This is a genomic window from Bradyrhizobium sp. 147 (assembly GCF_023073935.1).
GTDB lineage: Bacteria > Pseudomonadota > Alphaproteobacteria > Rhizobiales > Xanthobacteraceae > Bradyrhizobium.
On record NZ_JADPKL010000098.1, the window covers coordinates 91,925 to 113,011 of the forward strand.

A 21,087-nucleotide genomic window follows, 5' to 3' on the forward strand; every position below is an offset into this window, starting at 1 on the left:
CGAGCATCGCTTTTCGTCACCCATTCGCACTGCGCGTGTGCGACCGTCTCGGTCTCTGTCAACCCACCATCCGGTCAGGGCCTCTTCCCCAGCCTTGCGTCCGCCGTCGTCTTGAAGAGTTCATCATCGCAACACATCTTGTGTCGCCCGCGGGTAGACGAGTACCCTGTCCTGCGGCTTTGATGCGAGGACCTGGGATGAGCGGACCGGACGGAAGCGAGCAGTTTGTCAAAAAGCACGATTTCGTTCAGCGCAGCGCAATCGCCGGGCTTCTCGCTGCGGCGTTCGCCCTTTCCGGCTGCGACAAGCCGGCGTCACAGGCCGCTGCCCCGCCGCCGGCGCCGGTGACAGTCGCTCAGCCGGTCAAGCGCACCGTCACCGATTGGGATGAGTTCACCGGTCGTTTCGAGGCGGTCGAGGAGGTGCAGGTGCGCCCCCGCGTCGGCGGCTTCGTCAACTCGGTCGAGTTCCAGGACGGCGCCATCGTGCGTCAGGGCGATCTGCTCTACGTGATCGATCCCCGTCCGTTCGAGGCGGTGGCCACGCAGGCGGAGGGGCAGCTGTCGGATGCGCGCGCCAGGGTGGAGCTTGCCAAGCGCGAGCTCGACCGTGGCCTCAATCTGGTGCAGACCAATGCGGTCTCGGAGCAGGTGGTCGATCAGCGTCGCCAAGCCCTGCAGGCCGCGCATGCGGCCGAGATGCAGGCCGAAGGCGCGCTGAAGGCCGCCAAGCTCAACATCGAGTTCACGCATGTGACGGCGCCGCTGACCGGTCGCGTCAGCCGCCATCTCGTCAGTCCCGGCAACCTCGTGCAGGGCAGCGACAACGGCGCTTCGACGCTGCTGACCTCGATCGTCACGCTGGATCCGATCTACATCTATTTCGACATGGATGAGGCGACCTTCATCAAATACAGCAAATTATGGTTCGAGGGGCGGCGCCCAAGCTCGCGCGACACTGCGAACCCGGTGCAGGTGACGCTGGCCGGTGAAACCAAGCCGTCGCATGAGGGCACCGTCAACTTCCTCGACAACCGCCTCGACGTCTCGACCGGTACGCTGCGCAGCCGCGCCGTGGTCAAGAACACCGACCTGTCGATCCTGCCCGGCCAGTTCGGGCGCGTCCGCCTGATTGGCAGTGCGCCCTATGATGCGCTGCTGATTCCGGACGTCGCTGTCGCAACCGACCAGTCCCGCAAGATCGTGTTCGTGGTGAAGCCCGATGACACGGTCGAGGCGCGTCCGGTGGTGCTCGGGCCGCTCGATGACGGCCTGCGCGTGATCCGCGAGGGGCTGAGGGCGGAGGATCGCGTCATCGTCAACGGCATCCAGCGCGCCCGGGTCGGCGCCAAGGTCGCCCCGCAGACGGCGCAAGCGCCGGCCGGTGGCAAGTCATGAATCTTGGCCGCCTCTCCATCAACCAGCCCATCCTGGCGATGGTGCTGTCGATCGTGCTGCTGATCGTCGGCGCGATCGCCTACACCACGTTGCCGGTCTCCGAATATCCGCAGGTGGTGCCGCCGACCGTGGTGGTCACCACGCAATATCCCGGCGCCTCCGCGCAAACCGTGTCCGACACGGTCGCAGCTCCCATCGAGCAGGAGATCAACGGCGTCGAGGACATGCTGTATCTCTACAGCCAGGCGACCTCGAACGGCCAGCTCACCATCACCGTCACCTTCAAGCTCGGCACCGATCTCGACAAGGCCCAGGTGCTGGTGCAGAACCGCGTCGCCATCGCGCAGCCGCGTCTGCCGGAGGAGGTCCAGCGCAACGGCGTCACCACGCGCAAGAACTCGCCCGACATCCTGATGGTCGTGTTCATGCTGTCGCCGGACGACACGTTCGACCAGCTCTACATCTCCAACTATGCCTTGCTCCAGGTCCGCGACCAGCTGCTGCGCCTCGACGGCGTCGGCGACATCCAGATCTTTGGCGCACGCGACTATTCGATGCGATTGTGGCTCGATCCCGACCGGATCGCCAATCTCGGCCTGACCTCGGCCGAGGTGCTGGCGGCGATCCGCGCCCAGAACGTTCAGATCGCCGGCGGCCAGATCGCCGAGCCGCCGATCGCCGACCGCGCTTTCCAGCCGAACCTCACCTTCACGGGGCGCCTGAAGGATCAGAAGCAGTTCGAGGACATCCTGATCAAGGCCGGCCCCGATGGCCGGATTGTCCGCCTGCGCGACGTCGCCCGCATCGAGCTGGGTGCCTTGTCCTACACCACCAACAGCTTCCTGCTGCGCAAATCCGCGGTCGCCATGCTGGTGACGCAGCGGCCCGGATCCAACGCGCTCGCGACGGCGAAAAACATTTCCGACACGATGACGAAGCTCAAGGAGAGCTTTCCGAGAGGTCTCGACTACAATATCGGCTACAACCCGACCGAGTTCATCGCGCAGTCCGTCCACGAGCTGATCAAGACCATCTACGAGGCGATGCTGCTCGTGGTCGTCGTGGTGCTGGTGTTCCTGCAAGGATGGCGGCCCGCGATCATTCCGATCATTGCTATTCCGGTGTCGCTGGTCGGCACTTTCGCGGTGATGGCGGCGCTGGGCTTCTCCATCAATAATCTCACGCTGTTCGGTCTCGTGCTCGCCGTCGGCATCGTGGTCGACGACGCCATCGTCGTGGTCGAGAATGTCGAGCGGCATCTCGAGCACGGCATGAGTCGGCGCGACGCCGCGCTGAAGACGATGGAAGAGGTCGGCGGCGCGCTGGTGTCGATCGCGCTGGTGCTTTGCGCGGTGTTCGTCCCGACCGCGTTCCTGGGCGGCATTTCTGGGCAATTTTTCCAGCAATTCGCCGTCACCATCGCGGTCGCGACCGCGATCTCCTGCTTCTGCTCGCTGACGCTATCGCCGGCGCTGGCTTCGCAGATCCTGGTGCCGCACGAGGAGAAGCGGCCGCCGGCCGCCTGGAACGTCATCGCGCGCGGCTGGAATGCTTTCACTGGCGTGTTCAACCGGGTGTTCGACCGGCTGGCGCACGGCTATGCGGGTCTTGCCAATTTCGTGATCCGGCATTCGGTCGTGATGCTTCTGGCGTACGTGGTGTTGATCGGCAGCGCCGGCTGGCTGATCGTGACGACGCCGCAGGGCTTCATTCCCGCGCAGGATCGCGGCTACGTCATCATATCCGTGCAATTGCCGGGCGCGGCGTCGCTGGCGCGCACCACGGAGGTCGTGCGTGAGATCGAGCGGATCTCGCTGGATACGCCGGGCATCGTCCGTGTTGCGGCATTCGCCGGCTTCTCCGGCGCCACGCGCACGCAGGCCGGCAACGCGGCGGCGCTCTTTCCGGTTTTCGATGAGCCCGAGGTGCGACTGAAAAAGGGGCTGTCCGCGAACGCCATCACGGCCGAGCTGCGCAAGCGCCTCACCGCAATTCAGGGTGCCTTCATTATCGTGATTCCGCCCCCGGCCGTGCCCGGCATCGGCACCGGCGGCGGTTTCACGATCCGCGTCCAGGATCGCCAGGGCCGCGGGCCCGAAATGCTCGCCGCTGCGACCGACGAGCTGGTCGCCGCCGCGCGCAAGGCACCCAGTCTCACCTCGGTGTTCTCGCCGTTCACGGCCAACACGCCGCAGCTCTTCGTGGACATCGACCGCACCAAGGCGCAGAAGCTCGGCGTTCCCATTTCCAACATCAACGACACGATCCAGTCCTATTTCGGCTCCACCTATGTCAACGACTTCAACCTGTTCGGCCGCACCTACCACGTCACCGCGCAGGCCGATTTCCCGTACCGCAAGGAGCCGAGCGACCTCGCGCGGCTGCGCACGCGCAACGCCTCCGGCGACATGGTGATGCTCGGCAGCGTCGTCGAGTTCAAGGATGTCTCGGGTCCCGATCGCGTCGCGCGCTATAATCTTTACGCAGCGTCCGAATTGCAGGGCGAGCCGGCGCCGGGCACCAGCTCGACCACCGCGCTCAACACCATCAAGCAGCTCGCCAACGATACCTTGCCGAGCGGCTTCACCTTCGAATGGACGGATCTGTCGTATCAGCAGGTCACAGGCGGCAATGCCGGCCTTTACGTGTTCCCGATCTGCGTGCTGTTCGTCTATCTCGTGCTCGCCGCGCAATATGGCAGCTGGACCTTGCCGTTTGCAGTGATCTTGATCGTGCCGATGTGCCTGCTCGCTGCCACCATCGGTGTGCGCATCATGGGCCAGGACGTCAACATCCTCACCCAGATCGGCTTCGTCGTGCTGGTGGGACTCGCAGCAAAGAACGCGATCCTGATCGTCGAGTTCGCGCGCGACATCGAGCTCGAGGGCAAGCCTCGGCTCGAGGCCGTCATCGAAGCCTGCCGCCTGCGCCTGCGCCCGATCCTGATGACCTCCTTCGCCTTCATCCTCGGCGTGCTGCCGCTGGTGATCTCGAGCGGCTCCGGCTCGGAGATGCGGCAGGCCGTCGGCGTTGCCGTGTTCTTCGGCATGATCGGCGTCACCCTGTTCGGCCTTCTGTTCACGCCGATCTTCTATGTGGTGGTGAGGAACCTGGCGGAGGGGCGGCGGGATAAGAAGCCAGGGGCCCCTGCGTAAGTCAGTGTCGCCACCGGCGTATCCACATCCGCGCCGTCGTCCCGGACAAGCCTAAGCGCAGATCCGGGACTCACCCCCAGTGACGCGCGCTGGCCCAAGGCGCGCTTGGTCCGGTGACGAAGCGGAGAATATAGCGCCCACCTCGATACTAACGGCCTACGCCGAAATGGATGGGCACGCGCGGGGTTCTTCACTACTATCCGCGCGATTTCACAACAGAAGACTGCTGGGAGTTAACATATGAAATCAGCATTTTTGGCCGCAGCGGCCTCGGCCGTATTGCTGGCGTCGCCGGCCGCCGCGCAGGGCGTCAAGATCGGCATCCTCAACGATCAGTCCGGCGTCTATGCCGATTACGGCGGCAAATGGTCGGTCGAAGCCGCGAAGATGGCGATCGAGGACTTTGGCGGCGAGGTGCTCGGCCAGAAGATCGAGCTCATCACGGCCGACCACCAGAACAAGCCGGATCTCGCCAGCTCGATCGCGCGGCGCTGGTATGACGTCGAGAATGTCGACATGATCACGGAGCTGACCACCTCCTCGGTCGCACTCGCGATCCACGAGCTCTCCAAGGAAAAGAAGAAGATCGACATCGTCGTCGGCGCCGCGACCTCGCGGCTGACCGGCGATGCCTGCCAGCCCTACGGCTTCCACTGGGCCTACGACACCCGCGCGCTCGCCGTCGGCACCGGCGGTGCGCTGACCAAGGCCGGCGGCGACACCTGGTTCTTCCTCACTGCCGACTACGCCTTCGGCTACGCGCTGGAGAAGGACACCAGCGAGATCGTCACCGCCAATGGCGGCAAGGTAGTCGGCTCGGTGCGCGTGCCGCTCAATTCCTCTGACTTCTCGTCCTTCCTGCTGCAGGCGCAGAGCTCCAAGGCGAAGATCGTCGGCCTCGCCAATGCCGGTCTTGACACCACCAACTCGATCAAGCAGGCGTCCGAGTTCGGCATCGTCTCCGGTGGCCAGAAGCTCGCAGGCCTTCTGATGACGCTCGCCGAGGTGAACGGCCTCGGCCTGCAGGCCGCGCAGGGCCTGGTGCTGACCGAAGGCTATTACTGGGATCTCAACGACAAGACGCGCCATCTCGGGGAACGCTTCTTCAAGCGGACGGGGCGGATGCCGAGCATGATCCACGCTGGCACCTATTCGGCGACGCTGAGCTATCTCAAGGCGGTCAAGGCCGCCGGCACCAAGGATCCGGACGCGGTTGCCAAGAAGCTGAAGGAGCTGCCGGTCGACGACGACTTCGCGCAAGGTGGCAAGGTGCTCGAGAACGGCCGCATGGTCCACGACATGTACCTGTTCGAGGTCAAGAAGCCCTCGGAATCGAAGAAGCCCTGGGATTATTACAAGCTGCTCGCTACCGTTCCCGGCGACAAAGCGTTCTTCGCCGCCAAGGAAAGTGGCTGTCCGCTGACGAAGTGACGCGCAGCGTCATTCCGGGGCGATGCGAAGCATCGAACTATGGTGCGCAATTGCGCACCTGAGAATCTCGAGATTCCGGGTTCGGCGCCAATGCGCCGCCCCGGAATGACGGCGGAATTTGGAGCCGCAGATGGGCCCTCACACCAGCCGCAACGCCACCGCCCCTAACGCCCCCGCCCACAGCGCCACGGCGGCGAGGCTCTGGATCGCGAAACCCAGGCTGCGCTTTGCCGCCGCCTGGGAATAGCCGACGAAATAGAGGATGCGGCCGATGATCCAGACCACGCCGATGCTGGCTGCGATGGCGTCGCTGATATAGATGGCGAACAGCCAGAGCGCCGGCAGGAAGATCGGCATCCATTCCAGCGTGTTCATCTGGATGCGAAAGGCGCGCTCGAAATCCGGATGGCCGGACATCGCCGGCACCTTGACGCCGGTCTTGGTGCGCGAGCGCGAGACGTTGACGGCGGTGAAAAAGTAAAATGCGATCGCCAGCAGCGTGACGAGGGCGGTGAGATGATGCATCGTTATTTCCTTCGACGAGATCGCGCTTCAATAGCCCGTCAGCTCGAGATAGCCAACGCCATCATGCGTGCCGGCAAAGCTGATCGGCCCTTCCCAGTAGGAGAAGCCGGTCCCCATCCAGGCCCCTGGATTGAGCGGCTTGCACAGGATCGAGAACGATTGCGAGGGGATTGCGATCTGCCACTCCACCGGCAGCTTGCGTCCCGCAACATCCGCGGTCGCCTTCGGCATCATCTGGATGTCGCGACCTGCAATCATCCGCGTCTCGCCGGCGGCGCTGATCCAGTTGCCGAACGGATAGTTTTGGCCGTCCTTCTGCCGCAGCCGGTATAGCATCAGCTTGTCGCCGGATCCGAGATGCAGCGACAGCCAGTCCCAACCGGTCTGATCGGCATCCAGCGGCTGGCTGCTCCATTCGCGGTCCATCCAGGCCTGGCCCATCACCTCGGCCGGCTTATCGTCGATCGTGATGCTGCCGCGTGCGCGATAGAACGGCTGGCTGTAATAGTAAGATGCCTGCCCGCGCTCCGACTTGCGGCTGTAGCCGCGGTCGCCCTGCAATACCATCGGACGATCGGCCTCCAGCGTCAGTGTATAGCTGAAATCGGTCGCCGAGGCTTTGAGCGTCAGCGGCGCCAGCGTGCGATCGTCGGTGCGCTCAAGACCCTTCATTTCCCAATCGTCGATCCAGGCATCGAACGGCTTGGCCGTGACGCCGGCCTGCCCCACACCGCCGCGTGAAAACGTCTCGCTAAAGCGGTGGGTGTCGGCGCGCGTCACCGCCGCATGTCCCATCCATATCTGCTGATTGGCCCAGCCCTCGCGTTGCGGGCCTGGCTGCGCCGCCTGGCGGAACAGGGTCCATTGTAGGCCGCAAGCAGCGCCATTGGCATCGACGAGGTTGGCCGTGAGATACCACCACTCGATACGAAACTCCGGATGCGGCCCGTGATCGCCCGGAAAGGTGAAGACCTTGCCCGCCGTTACTTTGGCAAAGCCGTCCGCGGTTTCGCCGAGTCCGGCATAGCCCTGCGCCCCTGCGCGAGGTGTGAGTGCCAGCGCAGCAAAGCTGCCGACGACCGCGCGTCGTGAGATTTTCTCAGCGCTCATTGGCGAACACCTTGACGAGATTTGCCGGCTGCATGCGCGCCAGCCGTAGCATCGGCAGCAATGCGGCAAGCAGCGAGGCGAGCAGCGCGACCGCGACCAACTCGACCAATTGCAGCGGAAACACATGGAACGGCAGCCGCCAGCCGAATGCCTTCACATTGACGATCGCGATCAGGCACCACGCCACCAAGAGGCCGAGCGGCACGGCCAAGAGCGATGTGAACAGCGCCACCGATAGCGTCTTGGCCAGCTCGATCGCGGCAAGGCGCGGCCGGGTGAGGCCCATCGCCCACAGCGGCGCAAGCTGCGGCAGGCGTGAGTTGGCCAACGTCAGCAGGCTTGTGAGCAGCGCGATGCCGGCGACGCCAAGCGTAAAGGCATTCAGCGCGGACGTGACCGCAAAGGTGCGGTTGAAGATGCGGATCGATTCTGCTTTCACCGTCGCCTGGTCGGCGACGCTGCGATCGTCGAGCGCAAATTGCTTCTGCAACGCTGAGATCAGGCCGGGGATATCGTTCTTGTTGACGATCAGGCCGATCCGCGTCTGCGGCGTCTGTGGAAATTGCCGGATCAGCGCCGCGACATTGACCGCGAGCTGCCCCTTGGGATTGCCGTAATCAGCATAGATGCCGACAATGTCGAGCTCCCAGGTCCCGCCCGGCGCCGGCACCTCGACGACGTCGCCGACGCGGATGTTCAGCCGGCGGCTCAACTGCTCGCTGATGAAGGCAGCATTGCCGGGCACGAGCCGGGTCCAGGCGCGCGGCGCGGCTTCCAGCAGCGGCCAACGTTCGCGATAGAGCGCGTGGTCGGGAAGGCCGAGCAATTCCACCGGCTGGCCCTGAACTTGCGCCTCCGCGCGTGCGCCCGAGAGGATCGCCTGGACATCGCTGCGCTCGCGCAGCCAGTTCCGGATCGCAACACCTTGCGTGTTGTCGGACGCGCTGATGTAGACGTCGGCCGCCAGCCGTCCATTGAGCCAGCCGATGAAGGTGCGGCTGAAGGTCTCCACCATCGTGGACACCCCGACATTGACGGCGAGTGCAAGCAGCAGCGCCATCAGCGCCAGCGACAATCCGGAGAGTTGCTGCCGGCTGTCGGCCCAGAACCACAGCGCCAGCGGCCCTTTCGCCCAACGCTGGCCAACGAGCAGGATGAGTTCGAGAAATGCCGGAAGGATCAGGGCCGCACCGAACATCAGCGCGGCCAGCACGCCGAAGCCTGCGACCAGCGATTGCCCATAGTGAAGCAGCAGCAGCGCGACCATGAATACGGCGCAGGCGCCTGCACTTTGCAGGATCAGCCAGCGGCGCTGCGCCTGCTGCCAGGCGCGTGGTTGCGCGGTTGCCAGCACCGGCATCCTGATCGCCTTGATCAGGCTGGTTGCGGCCGCGACCAGCGCGCCGACAACGCTGATGCCGATACCGGCTAGCCACCATTCGGAACGCAGCGTGAGCTGCCCGGGGATCTGTGCGCCATAGAGCCCGCGCAGCGAGGCCGCGACGTCGGGCAACAGCGCTGCCGCGATGAAATAACCGCAGACGAGCCCGATCAGCCCGGCGATCAGCGCCAGCACCACCAGCTCCAGCACCAGCATCGTGTTGACCAGCCGCGCCGACGCGCCGCAGGCGCGCAACGTCCGCAGCATCGGCAGACGTTGCTCGAAGGCGAGGCCAACGGCTGAATTGACGATGAAGAGCCCGACGAAGAATGACAACAGCCCGAAGGCGGTGAGATTGAGATGAAAACTGTCGGTGAGACGTTCCAGCTCCGTCTCGGCATCCGGCTCGATCCGCTGCAGCTGATCGCCGACGACGCTTTGAAGCGGCGCGGGCTTGCCCTTCGCCTTGCCGATCAGCAACCGCGACACCTGGTCCGGCTTGTTGAGGAGCCGCTGCGCCACGCCGATATCGACCACCAGCACGCCGGGCACGAGCTGCGGCAGCACGCGCAGCGGCGGCAGTTTTGCGCCGCTGCTGATCGCCGGCACCGCACCCTCCTGCTCTTGCAAGTCACTCAGCGTCTCCCGCGCCACCAGCGTCTGGCCCGGCGGCGCGACGAAACTGCTGAGATCCGAGGCGCCAAGGCGCGGCGCATTGCCGACGTCGGTCGGCAGCGTCACCGGCTCGATGCCGAGCAGCCGCACCGAGCGTCCATTGATCTGGACGCGTCCCTCCAGTACCGGGGAGACCGGCCAGCCGGCGCGGCGCAATTTTATGAACAGCTCCTGGGAAAAGGTCGCGGAATCCAGCGCGACCAGCATCGCCGTACGTGCGCCGCCGAATGTCGCCGCGGCGCGGTCATAGGCGCTGCGGGCCTGCTGGTTGATCGCCTGCACGCCACTCCACAGCGCGGTCGCCGCGATCAGCCCGATCAGCAGCGTTGCGAACTGCATCTGGTGACGCCGCCAATGGCTGAGCAGCACGGCGAGGATCCACAGCGCGCGCCTCATGCGATGCGCCCGCCGTGCAAGGTAAGGTGGCGGTCGAGCGTCGCTGCCAGATGCAGGCTGTGCGTCGCCATCAGGAAGCCGCAGCCGGTGCGCGCCACGAGATCGCGCGTCAGCGCCAGCACGTCCTCGGCGGTGGCTTCGTCCAGATTGCCGGTCGGCTCATCCGCCAGCAGCAGCGAGGGCTTCGTCGCCAGCGCCCGGCCGATGGCGACCCGCTGCTGCTGTCCGCCCGACAATTGCTCGGGATAACGCTTGAGGAGAGTGCGGAGTCCGAGCCGTTCGATCAGCTCTTTGGTCCAGGCCGCATCATGCCGGCCGGCGATCCGGGCCTGGAAGGCGAGGTTGTCCGCGACCGACAGGCTCGGGATCAGATTGAACTGCTGAAAAACCAAGCCGACCCGGTCGCGTCGCAAGCTGGCGCGTCCCGCATCCGACAGCTTGGTGACCTCGATATCCGCCAGCCGGATCGAGCCGCTATCAGCCGCATCGAGCCCGGCGATCAGGTGCAGCAGCGTGCTCTTGCCGCTGCCGGATTCGCCCGTCAGCGCGACCCGCTCGCCGGCCGCGAGGTCGAGATCGACGCCGCGCAGCACGTGGACCGGCTCGCCGGCTGAGAAGAAGGTCTTCGAGAGATTTTTGATGTTCAGCACGATTAATGGCGCCGGACGGAATTAGCGGAATTGCTGCCTAGCACACTTGCTGCGGAAATGCCGGGGTTGCGTTGGCATCCACGCCGTTGTTAGCTCCAAGAAGGTCAAATCAAAAAAGTGCCAAAAAGATACATGGGGAAAATAGAAGCATGAGCGCTCAGGGAACGCCGTCCGCGGCGAGCAAGCCGACAGCGACGCCGAAGGGCGCCTGGACCATCACCTTTCTCCTGTTTCTGTTCATGCTGGTGAACTTCGCCGACAAGATCGTCGTCGGTCTTGCCGGCGTGCCGATCATGGCGGACCTCAAGCTCACGCCGGAGCAATTCGGCCTGCTCGGCTCCTCGTTCTTCTTCCTGTTCTCGATCTCGGCCATCGTGGTCGGCTTCATCGTCAACAAGGTGCCGACGCGCTGGGTGCTGCTGGCGCTCGCAGTGGTTTGGGCACTGGCGCAGTTTCCGATGGTCGGCACCGTCTCCTTCACCACGCTCCTGATCTGCCGCATCGTGCTGGGCGCCGGCGAAGGCCCGGCCTTCTCGGTCGCAGCGCACGCCATCTACAAATGGTTCCCTGACGAGAAGCGCACGCTGCCGACCGCGATCCTGTCGCAAGGCTCGGCCTTTGGCGTGATCATCGCGGTGCCGGCCTTGAACTGGATCATCGTCAACCATTCCTGGCACTATGCCTTCGGCGCGCTCGGCGTCGTCGGCCTGATCTGGGTCTGTGCCTGGCTCGCGCTCGGCAAGGAGGGGCCGTTGGAGGATGCGCAGGCCCTCGCCGCAACCGAGACGAAGATTCCCTATATTCAGCTTCTTACCTCGCGCACCTTTCTCGGCTGCGTCGCCGCGACCTTCGGCGCCTATTGGGCGCTGTCGCTCGGGCTGACTTGGTTCACGCCGTTCATCATCAAGGGCCTCGGTTTCTCGCAGAGCCAGGCCGGCTGGATTTCCACTCTGCCCTGGATCTTCGGCGCCACCATCGTGATCCTGACGGGCTGGATCTCGCAAATGATGATGGCGCGCGGCTCGACCACGCGCATCGCCCGCGGCGTGCTCGGCTCGGTGCCGCTGGTCGTCGGCGGCCTGATTCTGGCGACGATGCCGCATGTCCAGGGCGCCGGCCTTCAGCTGGCTTTGCTGGTGGTCGGAACGGGCCTGTGCGGCGCGATCTATGTCGTGTGCCCGCCCATGCTCGGCGAGTTCACGCCGACATCGCAGCGCGGCGCCATCCTCGCGATCTACGGCGCGCTTTATACGCTTTCGGGCATCATCGCACCCGCCGTGATGGGCACCGTGATCCAGCGCGCCGGCAGCATGCTCGACGGCTACATGACCGGCTTCACCATCAATGCGGCGATCATGGTCGGCTCCGGCCTGCTCGGCTTGCTGCTGCTCTGGCCGAACACCGAACGCGCCAGGTTGACGGGCGGTGCCGCCCCGCAGGCGGGCGCGCTGAAGAGTGCGGTGTCGCCGACGTAGGGGTGGCGGCGCACGCCCCAAGCAACAACCGTCGTTCCGGACAAGCGCCCCCCAAGGGCGCGCCGACCCGGGGTCATAACCGCGGGGCGATGCTTGGCGCGGGAACGGACGATTAACTTTGTGGTCGCCGCTTCCGCTCCGTGAACGGTGACAGCACCACCGTCGCCGCCATGAAGATCACGGAGGCGCCGAACACCCAATGCGGCGCGCTCTGGTCCATGATCCAGCCGAACAGCAGCGGGCTGACGATGCCGCCGAGATTGAATCCGGTGGAGACGATGCCGAAGGCACGCCCCGCAGCGCCGGGAGGAGCCGCGTTGCGCACCAGCATGTCGCGCGAGGGTGCGATCACGCCGCTGAGGAAGCCTGCGGCCGTCATCGCGGCGGTGAGAGCCCAGCCCGGCAGTGTGGCGAGTGCGATCAGCAGCACGATCGCCGCATTCGCGGCAAAGCAGGCTGCGGCGACCTGGCCGTGGCGCTCGGTCCGGTCGGCGAGCAAGCCGCCTGCGAGCACGCCGATGGCGCTGGCGCCAAGGAATGCCGTCAGCGCGATGTTGGCGGCGGAGTAGGTGGCGCCGTAGCCGCTCATCAGTGCCACCACGCCGAAATTGTTGATGCCGGCAACCGAGAGGCTCAGCAGCATGAACAGCGCGGTCAGCGTGATCAGCGCCGGCGTGATGACGGCCTGTTTTGGCGCGTTCGCGCTGCCGGGTTTGGTCTTGTGCGCACCGGCGTCGGGAATGTTCATGGCGATCAGCAGCAGCGCCACCGCGACACCGATCGCGCCGGAGGCGATCAGCGCTCCAGTGCCACCGGACAATGTGACGAGCGCAGCGACGATGGCAGGAGCGAGGGCGCCGCCGAGAAAGCCGGCAAAAGTGTGAATCGAGAAGGCGCGGCCCATCCGCGCCTCGTCCATGTGCGCGGCCAGGATCGCGTAATCGGCGGGATGGTAGACGCTGTTGGCGAGGCCCAGCAGCACGGCGCAGGCGATTAGCGAGGCGTAGCTGAGGTGCAAGCCGAGCAGGATCAGCGCGAAGCCGCCGAGCGCGAGCCCGGCCAGCAGAATTCGTCGCGCGCCAAAATGGTCGACGAGATAGCCGGTCGGCGCCTGCGTCAATCCCGACACCACCGCAAACACGGTGAGTGCGAAGCCGAGCTCGATATAGCCGACGCCGAGCTGGCTCTTGAGGAACGGGAACAGCATCGGAAGCACGAGCAGATGGAAATGGCTCACCCAATGCGCGATCGAAATCCCCGTCAGCGTGCGCAGCGCGCTGTCCGCCTTGCTTTGCTGCGGTGCGGCGAGAACGTCGACCATTGTAGTTCCGTCTTGCGTGCTAAAGGAGGCGCAAACTATCGGGCAGAGCGGTTATTTGTCCATGAACGCGGGCGCATGGCAGGTAGCGCGGGCGGCGGCACGAGGTGTGTCGCTAGCCTGCACTTCGCCGGGACGACTTTGGAGGATGTTGCGCCAGCGTGCGCTCAACCCGCGAGCACCGTCCTCACAACGGCTCGTCGTCCGGGCCGTAGCGGTCGCGCTTCGGGGTCGCGATGTCGCCGTCTTCGTAATCGTCATGGTCGATCTCGCGCGGAGGCTTGGACTTTTTCGCCTTGTCTTGCGCTTGCTTATCGTCCGCGATCTTGTTGTCCGCGATCTTGGGCGGCTCGCTCGGCTTGCCGATCTTGGCCATGGCGGCTCCCGGATGGTGATGCTGCATCCGTCCTAGCCCGACATATGGGAACTTCCTGATCTATCTCAAGCACGGCACTCGGCCGTTCAGTGCACCACCGGCCCGCCTGCCTTCTTCCAGGCATCCAGGCCGCCGGCGATGTGCGCGCTGTTGGAGAGCCCCGCCTCCTTGGCGGCGGCCACCGCCATCGCCGAGCGTTCGCCGAAGGCGCAGAAGAACACGACGCGGCGGCCGGTCGCGGCTGCGACCTCGCGCAGCATGCCGCCGGGCTTCAGGCTCTCCTCCACGGATTGATAGGGCGTGTGCAGTGCTCCTTCGAGCATGCCGTGCTTCATCCGCTCGTTGCTCTCGCGCAGGTCAACCAGCAGGATGTCGGGCCGGCCGAGAATGCGGATCGCCTCGGCGGCACTGAGCGCGCGGCCCTCTTTCTCGAGCTCCTCCTGATGCAGGCCGACATGCATGTTGGCGGGGACCGCAACATCCATCATCTTCGGATTGGGCAGCTTCAGATTGGCCATCAGCTCGATATATTCGTCGACCGAGCGGACCTGGAGCCGCGGATTGTAGCGCTTCTCCTCGCCGATGGTGGAGACGGTATCGCCCTTGTAGTCATGCGCCGGAAACACCATCGTCTCGTCCGGCAGCTTGAGCAGGCGGTTGAAAATCGAATCGTATTGCGCGCGCGATGAGCCGTTCTGGAAATCGGTGCGGCCGGTGCCGCGGATCAGAAGCGTATCGCCGGTGAAGACACGGTCACCCATCAGATACGAATAGGAATCGTCGGTGTGGCCCGGCGTGTACATCACGTCGAGCGACAGGCCCTCGATCGTCACTTTATCGCCGTCGGCGACCCGCATCGCCACCACGTCGGCCTTGGTCTGATCGCCCATCACGGTCATGCAATGGGTGCGGTCGCGCAACTCGCCGAGACCGGTGACGTGATCGGCATGCAGATGGGTGTCGATCGCCTTGACCAGCTTGAGGTCGAGCTCGCGCAGCAACTGGCAGTAGCGGTCGACCTTCTCCAACACGGGATCGAGGATCAGCGCCTCGCCGCCTGGGCGGCTCGCAAGCAGATAGCTGTAGGTGCCCGAAACACTGTCGAAGAGCTGGCGGAAGATCATGGCAGGACCCGGCGTGTGGTGATTTCGAGGATTCTACTACGGGGCGGGCCCTAGAGAGAAGCAAATCACTGTGTAGAGAATGAACTTTAGAAGATCTTTATTGCGCGGGTGGCCGTCCCCACCCACCCCTGTCATCGCCCGCGCAGGCGGGCGATCCAGTATTCCAGAGGCGCTGAACGGGATGGAGGGGCCGCGGCGCACTAGATTCCCCCCTTCGCGGGGAATGACACGGATTGTGTTGCGCGGACGTGCGACAAGCTCGGACAGCTCCTACGGCCGCACCACCGTGTAGCCGTTCTCCGCCAGGAACAGGATCTGCCCGACGCCCACCTGCACCGGCGTTGCCGCGGGAATGAACTCCGGCCGCTTGCCTGTCTCGCGCTCGATCGTGTCCACCGTATTGAGGCAGATGTCGAAGCGCACGCCCTGTGCGATCAGGCTCTCGACCTGCTTGCGACGCTCGCTGCCGGACAGCAATAGATCGATACCGGGACCGAACGCCACCACTTCGACCGCGATCTTGTCGGGGTCGTAAGCCTTCAGCAGGTTGTTGGCGACGCTGAGCACCAGTGCCTGTTTCTTCGCATCGCCGTCGGAGAGCTGAAGTACGACCTTGTGCTCGGCGAACGGCTTGTCCTGCAGCGGCACTTGCTGCGCAAAGCCGGCGGGATCGCTGCCCAGACGAGCAATGCCAGCAGCATCGCGGATGAGATTTGCGACCGCATCATCCTTGTCCTGCAATGCCTGGATTGCCCTCGACCCCTTTCAGGGTGACGCCGGAGCCGAGCCGCTCCTGAAACATTCGTCCCGAGCGCAGATATTTGCCAACGACGTCCCACACCGGCGCGCCTTGCTGGCGGTTGACGGAGGCCCAGCCTGCGACCTTGTAGCGGTGGCTGGCGCCGAGCGCCTTGCCGCCATTGAGCTTCAGCTCGGAGATGCGGCTGCCGATCGCGGCGTCCGGCGTGCAGGTGTAGCTGAACCCGCCGGCGCGCACCATGTCGCCACCCTGCTGGTAATAGGGATCTGCGTTGAAGAGGTTGTCGCAGATGTCCTCCAGCACGTCCTTGATCTGTGCGCCGGTCATCTCCTGCACATAGGTCTCGGGATAGGTGATCGCGGTTTCCGCGAGCACATCCTCCATCGTCAGCGCCTGGCCCGACAGCGCGGTGACGCCCCAGCGGAAGCCCGGCGACAGCGCGATCTCGGCATCGAGCTCGCTGCGCAGCGCCGTGCAGATCAACTCGTCGACGGGACCGGAAAAATTGCCCCGGCGGTAGAGCAGGCGATCGGGCGTTGTGATCTTCTCCGACCAGTCGCTCACATGCGGCGCGCGCAGCCGGCCGATCAGCTCGGCCATCCCCGCATCCGGCTTCAGCAGCTCGGAAAAAACCGGCAGCAGATGATAACGAATGTCGCTGACCTTGCCCTTGCCGATTGCGAGATCGAGCACGGCCAGGAATTTTCCGTTGGAGCCGGCATTGGTGACGAGCGTGGTGCCTCCAGCGTTCTTCACGGCAATCGGCTGCGGCACGGCGTCGTGGGTATGGCCGCCGAGGATAACGTCGATGCCGGTGACGCGGCTCGCGAGTTTCAGGTCCACGTCCATGCCGTTGTGCGACAGCAGGATGACGGCATCGACCTTGTCGGTGGCGCGCAGAGCATCGACATGCTTCTGCAACTCCTCTTCGCGGATGCCAAAGGTCCAGTCCGGCGTGAACCGCTTGGGATGCGCGATCGGCACGTAAGGGAACGCCTGGCCGACGATTGCGACACGATGGCCGCCAAGCTCCTTGATGACAGACGGTTTGAACACGCGCCCGCTGGCTTTGTCGAAGGCGGGAGCATCGTTGAAGGCGGCCTCTTCGGTCAGGAAGACGTTCTGCGCCAGAAACTCGCCCTTGAAGCGCTCGAGATTGTCCCGCAGCACCTGCTCGCCATAGGTGAATTCCCAATGCCCGGTCATCGCCTCGATGCCGAGCAGGTTGGCGACCTCGACCATGTCGCGGCCCTGCATGACATTGGCAAGCCCGGTGCCCTGCCAGAGGTCGCCGCCATCGACGAGCAGCGAATGCTTTTCGCCGACGTCGCCGCGCAAGCGGTCGATCAGCGTCTTCAGATGGGCAAAGCCGCCGAGCTTGCCGAAACGGCCCGCAGATTTCTCGAATTCGAGGCAGGTGAAGGCATAGGCATCCGCGCTGTCGGACCGGATGCCGAACCGCTCCAGGAAGGCGCGGCCAACCAGGTGCGGCGGTCGTCCCGCCATCTCGCCGATGCCGATATTGACGCTGGGCTCGCGGAAATAGACCGGATTGAGCTGCGCATGCGTGTCGGTGATGTGCAGGATGCGCGCATTGCCGAAACGCTCGATGTCATAGATGCTCGCGGTGTCGGCACCGCGCGCGAGCCGCGGCAGTCCGAGCGATGCGGCGGCTAGGCCCGCGCTCTTCAGGAAATCGCGGCGGCGGATGGCCATCTTAACTTCTCCGCGCCCTCAACGCTGTCGACTGTTCCACAAGCATGATCCGGATCCGAAGGGGCCGCGTCAGCGCAAGGTGTGGTGCGGCTTTCCGACAAGATCATGCTCAAAGAATGATCTGGAGCACGATGTTCTCGCGCGCCAGGCCCAGTCTAGCGGATTTCCATCGCCTTCCAGGCCTCTTTTTCGGAATTAGCCTGGAAGATCGACGCCTTCGCCAGCGCCTCGGCCTCTTTCGCTGCGGCAAATGCGCGGTCGAAATCGCCGCCATCGGCCGCCTTCTTCGCCGCCGCCAGCGTCGCGACGGTCGTGGTCCATTGGTGGCGCAGGCTGGCCGCCTCCTTGGCTGCGGCTTCGGCGGCGGCATAGGCCGCCTTGTACTCCGCTTCCGTTGCCGCGCGTGCCGACGGTAGCGCGATGGTCAATGCAACCAGTGTGGCCAGGAGACATGCCCGCTTCATGGCCGCGCTCCCGGTCCCGAGATCGGCAGGCCGTTGGCGACGTAGGAGAGGAAATATTCGACGTCGCGATATTCGTCCGATTGCGGCTCCAGCGGAACCGCCCGGGTCTGGCTGTTGCAGGTGACGAAGCGGCGGCTGGTCGTGCCCATGCCGCTCCATTCGGAGCGGTAGATCGGCATCGCATTCAAAATGCCGAGCGCCGGCGCCAGAGTCTCGGCGCGGATGCGCTCGCCCGGGCTCTGCACGTGGCAGCTCGCGCAGGAGAAGTTCATCTGGCCGCGGCGGGTGTAGAAATACCGCTTGCCGTTCTCGAACGCTTCGAGCGCACGGGGATCATCGGGAATCTTGATGTCCATCGGCTTGCCGCGCGAGGTGTAGGCCATGTAGGCGGTGAGCGAGGCCATCTCGTCCTTGACGTAGGAATAGGGCGCCTCGCCATTGGCCTCGCGGCAGCGGTTCAGCGCGAGCTCCAGCGTGATGACCTTGCCTTCCTTGCTGTCGAAATAGGGATAGTTCTGGCGGATGCCGATGCCGCCGTTCGGGAAGCAATCGGCGTAAGTCTTGCCGTTCTTAAACGGGGTCGAAAACATTTCCTTGCCGGCGTCGAGCGCGAACTCGTAAGGCGGGAATTCTTCCTTCTCCTGCCACTGCCGCTTCATGTCCTCGTTCATGGAATAAGGACCGTTGACGAAATCCTCGCGCTTCACGTTCGGAAATTTCTGGAAGAAGAAATTCTGGAACGCCTTCGCATCAGCAACGGGATCGACCTTATCAGCCGCGACGGCTCGCGGCGAGGTGAGGGCGCACGCAACGAGCGCGGCGCTCACCGAGCCAAGCAGGAGGGAGAAGCGGGTCTTCATCACGCGATCTTCGCGGTGGTCGTATCCGACGCACCCTTGTTGTCGGTCCAGGAGATCTTGAGCTCGTCGCCCTTCTTGGCGCCCTTGAAGCTGAATTTGACGTAGGGGTCCTTGGAGACCGCCGTGCCCCAATTGGCGACAAAGACGTCCTTGCCGTTACATTCGAACTTCAGCTCCTGGATGAAGTGGGCCGGGATCAGCTCGCCCTTGGAATCCTTGACCAGGCCGGTGTCCATGGGATGTTGGATCAGCGCCTGCACCTCGGTGATGTCGCCATTGGATGTTGCGCGCACGCGAATGCTTGATGCCATCGGACCGATCCTCCTAGCCGCCGCAGCCGCCGACGGTGACCTTCACTTCCTTGGTCGCGCTGTAGAGCTTGCCGTCAGCCTCGACGATGGCGACCAATTTGGTGGTCTTGGCCATCTTCAGCCGGTTGGCAACGCCCGGAATCGTGCCGTCGGCGATCTTGTAGGACGCGGCGAGCGCGTACGGGTTCTCGGCCACGAAGAACGAGATCGAGGTCACCTTGTCGAGCGTCGTCGTCACTGAGACCGGCACCACGCCGCCGTTCTCGGCGATCTCCGGCGCATCCAGCTTGACCTTGTCGGAGGGCTCGGCGGTCCTGCCATAGAGCGCCTTGAGCGCGTCGGCCTCGCTCTTCTGCTTGAAGGCCTCTTCCGGATATTTATCGTTCGCCGCGGCGCTCGCTGGGCTGGCCGCGAACGGCAGGTTGCCGAGCCCGATCAGCGCGACAGAGGCAGCGCCCAGAAGGATCAGGCGCCGCGTCGGATGTGGGCCCGTGGTCGTGGTCATCGGAGGTCTCCTGGCGTGCCGGCCGTTTACAGCGTTTGCAGGAAGTCAACGATCGCGTTGATCTCCTGTTCGGTCAAAATCCGGTTCCGGCCGAACGGCGGCATCATGGTCTGCGGATTGCGTTTGGTCTCGTCGAAGATGATCGCGGCCAGCTCGTTGCGGTCGGGGTATCTGGCCTTGATGTCCTTCAGTTCCGGCCCGATCGTCCCCGGCAGGTCGCCCCCCTGGATGACGTGGCAGGTCAGGCAATTGCCCTTGCTGCGGTCGATGGCGAGCTTCCGGCCCTCGTTTGCCGCGGATTGGGCCTGCGCCGGGCTGGCGAGGCCGGCAGCGACGGCCAGCAGGAGGAACAGGATGGGCGTCCGGGACAAAGCAGGCAAGGCGTCATTCCGAGGCGTTATGGCGATGGTCCCGATCGCTGAAATAAAGGCGTTCCAAAGCATAAAGGACATCGCCTGACAATCGAGACTATGCACGGAGCAAAATGGAGTTAATATCTTCCGCATTGCAATTAAAGGCATTATTGGTTCGGCCGATCTGGCCCCGACAATCCCCAACAATAAGGACAATGGGCGCCGGCCGGCTGTTTCCAGGGCGTTTTCGCGCCCATCCTGTTTTCATCGCGTTCTCGTGTTTTCAAGGGGACCTCACTTGGCTGAATATGTCGTCGAATTTGGCGGGGATGGCGGACGGGTCGCGCCGGATGGGCGGCTCGATGCGCCGGCCTTCCATCGCAATCACGAGCCGATCTGGGCGGCGCTGGAAAAGCATCTCGCCGGCACGACCGGTGACGTGGTCGAGCTCGGCAGCGGAACCGGACAGCACGTGGTCCATTTCGCCCGTCATACCCCCGGCCTGATCTGGTGGCCGAGCGACCTCAACCAGCGCCATCTCAAGAGCATCGAGGCCTGGCGCGTTCATTCAGGCCTGCAAAACGTCCGCCCGCCCTTACGGATCGATCTCACCGATCCCGACTGGTGTCCGGAAATGAAAAGCGGGCAGGGGCCGACCAACCTTGCCGCATTGTTCTGCGCCAATGTCATTCACATCGCGCCATGGAACGTGGCCGAGGGTCTGTTCGCCGGCGCCGGGCGCTATTTGCGGGCAGACGGCAAGCTGTTTCTCTACGGCCCGTTCAAGCGCGGCGGCAAGCACACCGCGCTCAGCAACGCCGTGTTCGACACGTCCTTGCGCGAGGGCAATCCCGAATGGGGCGTGCGCGACATCGGCGATGTCGAGGCGCTGGCGCAAGGCATTGGCCTCCGGCTGATCGATACGATCGAGATGCCAGCGAACAATCTCACGCTCGTGTTTTCGCGCTAAGCCGCATCGGCAGTGCGCTCCCTCCCCCGCTTGCGGGCAGGGCTATCGCATATGGCGAAGCATACTGAGGAGGAAGGCATCATCCCAGCCCGCGCGCTTGATTTTGCGTCGAATCGAGGCGGTGTCGGGATGAGA

At 64.4% G+C, this 21,087-nt stretch carries 18 protein-coding genes and 1 pseudogene; 5 read left to right on the top strand and 14 right to left on the bottom strand.

Annotation, left to right across the window (positions count from 1 at the left end):
- Positions 1-197: 197 nt before the first annotated feature.
- The 3 genes from IVA87_RS25730 to IVA87_RS25740 all read left to right on the top strand — a co-directional run bounded on the left by IVA87_RS25730 (position 198) and on the right by IVA87_RS25740 (position 5,983).
- Complete coding sequence (locus tag IVA87_RS25730; protein WP_247303614.1) at positions 198-1,397, top strand: efflux RND transporter periplasmic adaptor subunit; 1,200 nt, start codon at positions 198-200, stop codon at positions 1,395-1,397.
- Positions 1,394-4,552 carry a multidrug efflux RND transporter permease subunit gene (locus IVA87_RS25735; RefSeq protein WP_247303612.1) on the top strand — a complete coding sequence of 1,053 codons (3,159 nt, stop codon included), beginning with the start codon at positions 1,394-1,396 and terminating at the stop codon, positions 4,550-4,552. The genes IVA87_RS25730 and IVA87_RS25735 overlap by 4 nt, the downstream gene beginning before the upstream one ends.
- A gap of 240 nt (positions 4,553-4,792) precedes the next feature.
- Positions 4,793-5,983: an ABC transporter substrate-binding protein gene (locus IVA87_RS25740; protein ID WP_247303609.1), complete on the top strand. Its 1,191-nt coding sequence runs from the start codon at positions 4,793-4,795 to the stop codon at positions 5,981-5,983.
- 138 nt (positions 5,984-6,121) lie between these two features.
- On the opposite strand, the gene IVA87_RS25745 is transcribed toward IVA87_RS25740, so the two are convergent.
- Genes IVA87_RS25745 through IVA87_RS25760 form a run of 4 tightly spaced genes read right to left on the bottom strand, consistent with a single transcriptional unit; the run spans position 6,122 to position 10,720 of the window.
- Positions 6,122-6,508: an MAPEG family protein gene (locus IVA87_RS25745; RefSeq protein ID WP_247303607.1), complete on the bottom strand. Its 387-nt coding sequence runs from the start codon at positions 6,506-6,508 to the stop codon at positions 6,122-6,124.
- A gap of 27 nt (positions 6,509-6,535) precedes the next feature.
- Positions 6,536-7,618, bottom strand: coding sequence for a lipocalin-like domain-containing protein (locus IVA87_RS25750; protein ID WP_247303604.1), 1,083 nt, complete (start codon positions 7,616-7,618; stop codon positions 6,536-6,538).
- The gene (locus IVA87_RS25755) at positions 7,608-10,070 is read right to left on the bottom strand and encodes an FtsX-like permease family protein (protein ID WP_247303602.1); all 2,463 of its coding nucleotides are present in this window, start codon (positions 10,068-10,070) and stop codon (positions 7,608-7,610) included. The genes IVA87_RS25750 and IVA87_RS25755 overlap by 11 nt, the downstream gene beginning before the upstream one ends.
- Positions 10,067-10,720 (bottom strand): ABC transporter ATP-binding protein, encoded by a 654-nt coding sequence (locus IVA87_RS25760; protein WP_247303600.1) that lies wholly within the window; start codon positions 10,718-10,720, stop codon positions 10,067-10,069. The genes IVA87_RS25755 and IVA87_RS25760 overlap by 4 nt, the downstream gene beginning before the upstream one ends.
- A 149-nt stretch (positions 10,721-10,869) precedes the next feature.
- Between IVA87_RS25760 and IVA87_RS25765 the strand changes: the two genes are divergently transcribed.
- A complete protein-coding gene (locus IVA87_RS25765) occupies positions 10,870-12,195 on the top strand; it encodes an MFS transporter (RefSeq protein WP_247335672.1) in 1,326 nt (441 codons plus the stop codon).
- A gap of 112 nt (positions 12,196-12,307) precedes the next feature.
- Here the strand turns inward: IVA87_RS25765 and IVA87_RS25770 are convergent, their stop codons facing one another.
- From IVA87_RS25770 to soxX, 10 genes and pseudogenes are all read right to left on the bottom strand, one after another.
- Positions 12,308-13,516: an MFS transporter gene (locus IVA87_RS25770; protein WP_247303596.1), complete on the bottom strand. Its 1,209-nt coding sequence runs from the start codon at positions 13,514-13,516 to the stop codon at positions 12,308-12,310.
- Between the two features lie 184 nt (positions 13,517-13,700).
- Positions 13,701-13,889 carry a hypothetical protein gene (locus tag IVA87_RS25775; RefSeq protein ID WP_247335673.1) on the bottom strand — a complete coding sequence of 63 codons (189 nt, stop codon included), beginning with the start codon at positions 13,887-13,889 and terminating at the stop codon, positions 13,701-13,703.
- An 86-nt stretch (positions 13,890-13,975) separates the two neighbouring features.
- Positions 13,976-15,013 (bottom strand): MBL fold metallo-hydrolase, encoded by a 1,038-nt coding sequence (locus IVA87_RS25780; RefSeq protein WP_247281911.1) that lies wholly within the window; start codon positions 15,011-15,013, stop codon positions 13,976-13,978.
- A 270-nt stretch (positions 15,014-15,283) separates the two neighbouring features.
- Positions 15,284-15,741, bottom strand: a pseudogene (locus tag IVA87_RS25785) (hypothetical protein).
- The gene (soxB, locus tag IVA87_RS25790) at positions 15,738-17,489 is read right to left on the bottom strand and encodes a thiosulfohydrolase SoxB (RefSeq protein WP_247303593.1); all 1,752 of its coding nucleotides are present in this window, start codon (positions 17,487-17,489) and stop codon (positions 15,738-15,740) included. Before soxB ends, IVA87_RS25785 begins: the two are co-directional and overlap by 4 nt.
- Positions 17,490-17,644: 155 nt before the next feature.
- Positions 17,645-17,953, bottom strand: coding sequence for a hypothetical protein (locus IVA87_RS25795; RefSeq protein WP_247303591.1), 309 nt, complete (start codon positions 17,951-17,953; stop codon positions 17,645-17,647).
- On the bottom strand, positions 17,950-18,813 hold the full coding sequence (gene soxA, locus IVA87_RS25800) for a sulfur oxidation c-type cytochrome SoxA (protein ID WP_247303590.1): 864 nt from the start codon (positions 18,811-18,813) through the stop codon (positions 17,950-17,952). The genes IVA87_RS25795 and soxA overlap by 4 nt, the downstream gene beginning before the upstream one ends.
- Positions 18,813-19,124, bottom strand: a complete 312-nt coding sequence (soxZ, locus tag IVA87_RS25805; protein ID WP_247303589.1) for a thiosulfate oxidation carrier complex protein SoxZ — start codon at positions 19,122-19,124, stop codon at positions 18,813-18,815. Before soxZ ends, soxA begins: the two co-directional genes overlap by 1 nt.
- A gap of 13 nt (positions 19,125-19,137) precedes the next feature.
- Entirely contained in the window at positions 19,138-19,629 is a 492-nt protein-coding gene (gene soxY / locus IVA87_RS25810; RefSeq protein WP_247303588.1) for a thiosulfate oxidation carrier protein SoxY, read from the bottom strand.
- Positions 19,630-19,655: 26 nt separating this feature from the next.
- Complete coding sequence (gene soxX, locus IVA87_RS25815) at positions 19,656-20,009, bottom strand: sulfur oxidation c-type cytochrome SoxX (protein ID WP_247303587.1); 354 nt, start codon at positions 20,007-20,009, stop codon at positions 19,656-19,658.
- Positions 20,010-20,280: 271 nt separating this feature from the next.
- Here soxX and IVA87_RS25820 point away from each other — a divergent pair, with 271 nt between their 5' ends.
- Positions 20,281-20,952, top strand: coding sequence for a DUF938 domain-containing protein (locus IVA87_RS25820; RefSeq protein ID WP_247303586.1), 672 nt, complete (start codon positions 20,281-20,283; stop codon positions 20,950-20,952).
- Positions 20,953-21,087 lie beyond the last annotated feature (135 nt).

Excerpts from the sequence above, each read along its gene's own strand:
- IVA87_RS25730 (WP_247303614.1), top strand. The coding sequence starts at position 198 with ATGAGCGGACCGGACGGAAGCGAGCAGTTTGTCAAAAAGCACGATTTC.
- IVA87_RS25735 (WP_247303612.1), top strand. The coding sequence starts at position 1,394 with ATGAATCTTGGCCGCCTCTCCATCAACCAGCCCATCCTGGCGATGGTG.
- IVA87_RS25740 (WP_247303609.1), top strand. The coding sequence starts at position 4,793 with ATGAAATCAGCATTTTTGGCCGCAGCGGCCTCGGCCGTATTGCTGGCG.
- IVA87_RS25745 (WP_247303607.1), bottom strand. The coding sequence starts at position 6,508 with ATGCATCATCTCACCGCCCTCGTCACGCTGCTGGCGATCGCATTTTAC.
- IVA87_RS25750 (WP_247303604.1), bottom strand. The coding sequence starts at position 7,618 with ATGAGCGCTGAGAAAATCTCACGACGCGCGGTCGTCGGCAGCTTTGCT.
- IVA87_RS25755 (WP_247303602.1), bottom strand. The coding sequence starts at position 10,070 with ATGAGGCGCGCGCTGTGGATCCTCGCCGTGCTGCTCAGCCATTGGCGG.
- IVA87_RS25765 (WP_247335672.1), top strand. The coding sequence starts at position 10,870 with ATGAGCGCTCAGGGAACGCCGTCCGCGGCGAGCAAGCCGACAGCGACG.
- IVA87_RS25770 (WP_247303596.1), bottom strand. The coding sequence starts at position 13,516 with ATGGTCGACGTTCTCGCCGCACCGCAGCAAAGCAAGGCGGACAGCGCG.
- IVA87_RS25775 (WP_247335673.1), bottom strand. The coding sequence starts at position 13,889 with ATGGCCAAGATCGGCAAGCCGAGCGAGCCGCCCAAGATCGCGGACAAC.
- IVA87_RS25780 (WP_247281911.1), bottom strand. The coding sequence starts at position 15,013 with ATGATCTTCCGCCAGCTCTTCGACAGTGTTTCGGGCACCTACAGCTAT.
- soxB (WP_247303593.1), bottom strand. The coding sequence starts at position 17,489 with ATGGCCATCCGCCGCCGCGATTTCCTGAAGAGCGCGGGCCTAGCCGCC.
- IVA87_RS25795 (WP_247303591.1), bottom strand. The coding sequence starts at position 17,953 with ATGAAGCGGGCATGTCTCCTGGCCACACTGGTTGCATTGACCATCGCG.
- soxA (WP_247303590.1), bottom strand. The coding sequence starts at position 18,813 with ATGAAGACCCGCTTCTCCCTCCTGCTTGGCTCGGTGAGCGCCGCGCTC.
- soxZ (WP_247303589.1), bottom strand. The coding sequence starts at position 19,124 with ATGGCATCAAGCATTCGCGTGCGCGCAACATCCAATGGCGACATCACC.
- soxY (WP_247303588.1), bottom strand. The coding sequence starts at position 19,629 with ATGACCACGACCACGGGCCCACATCCGACGCGGCGCCTGATCCTTCTG.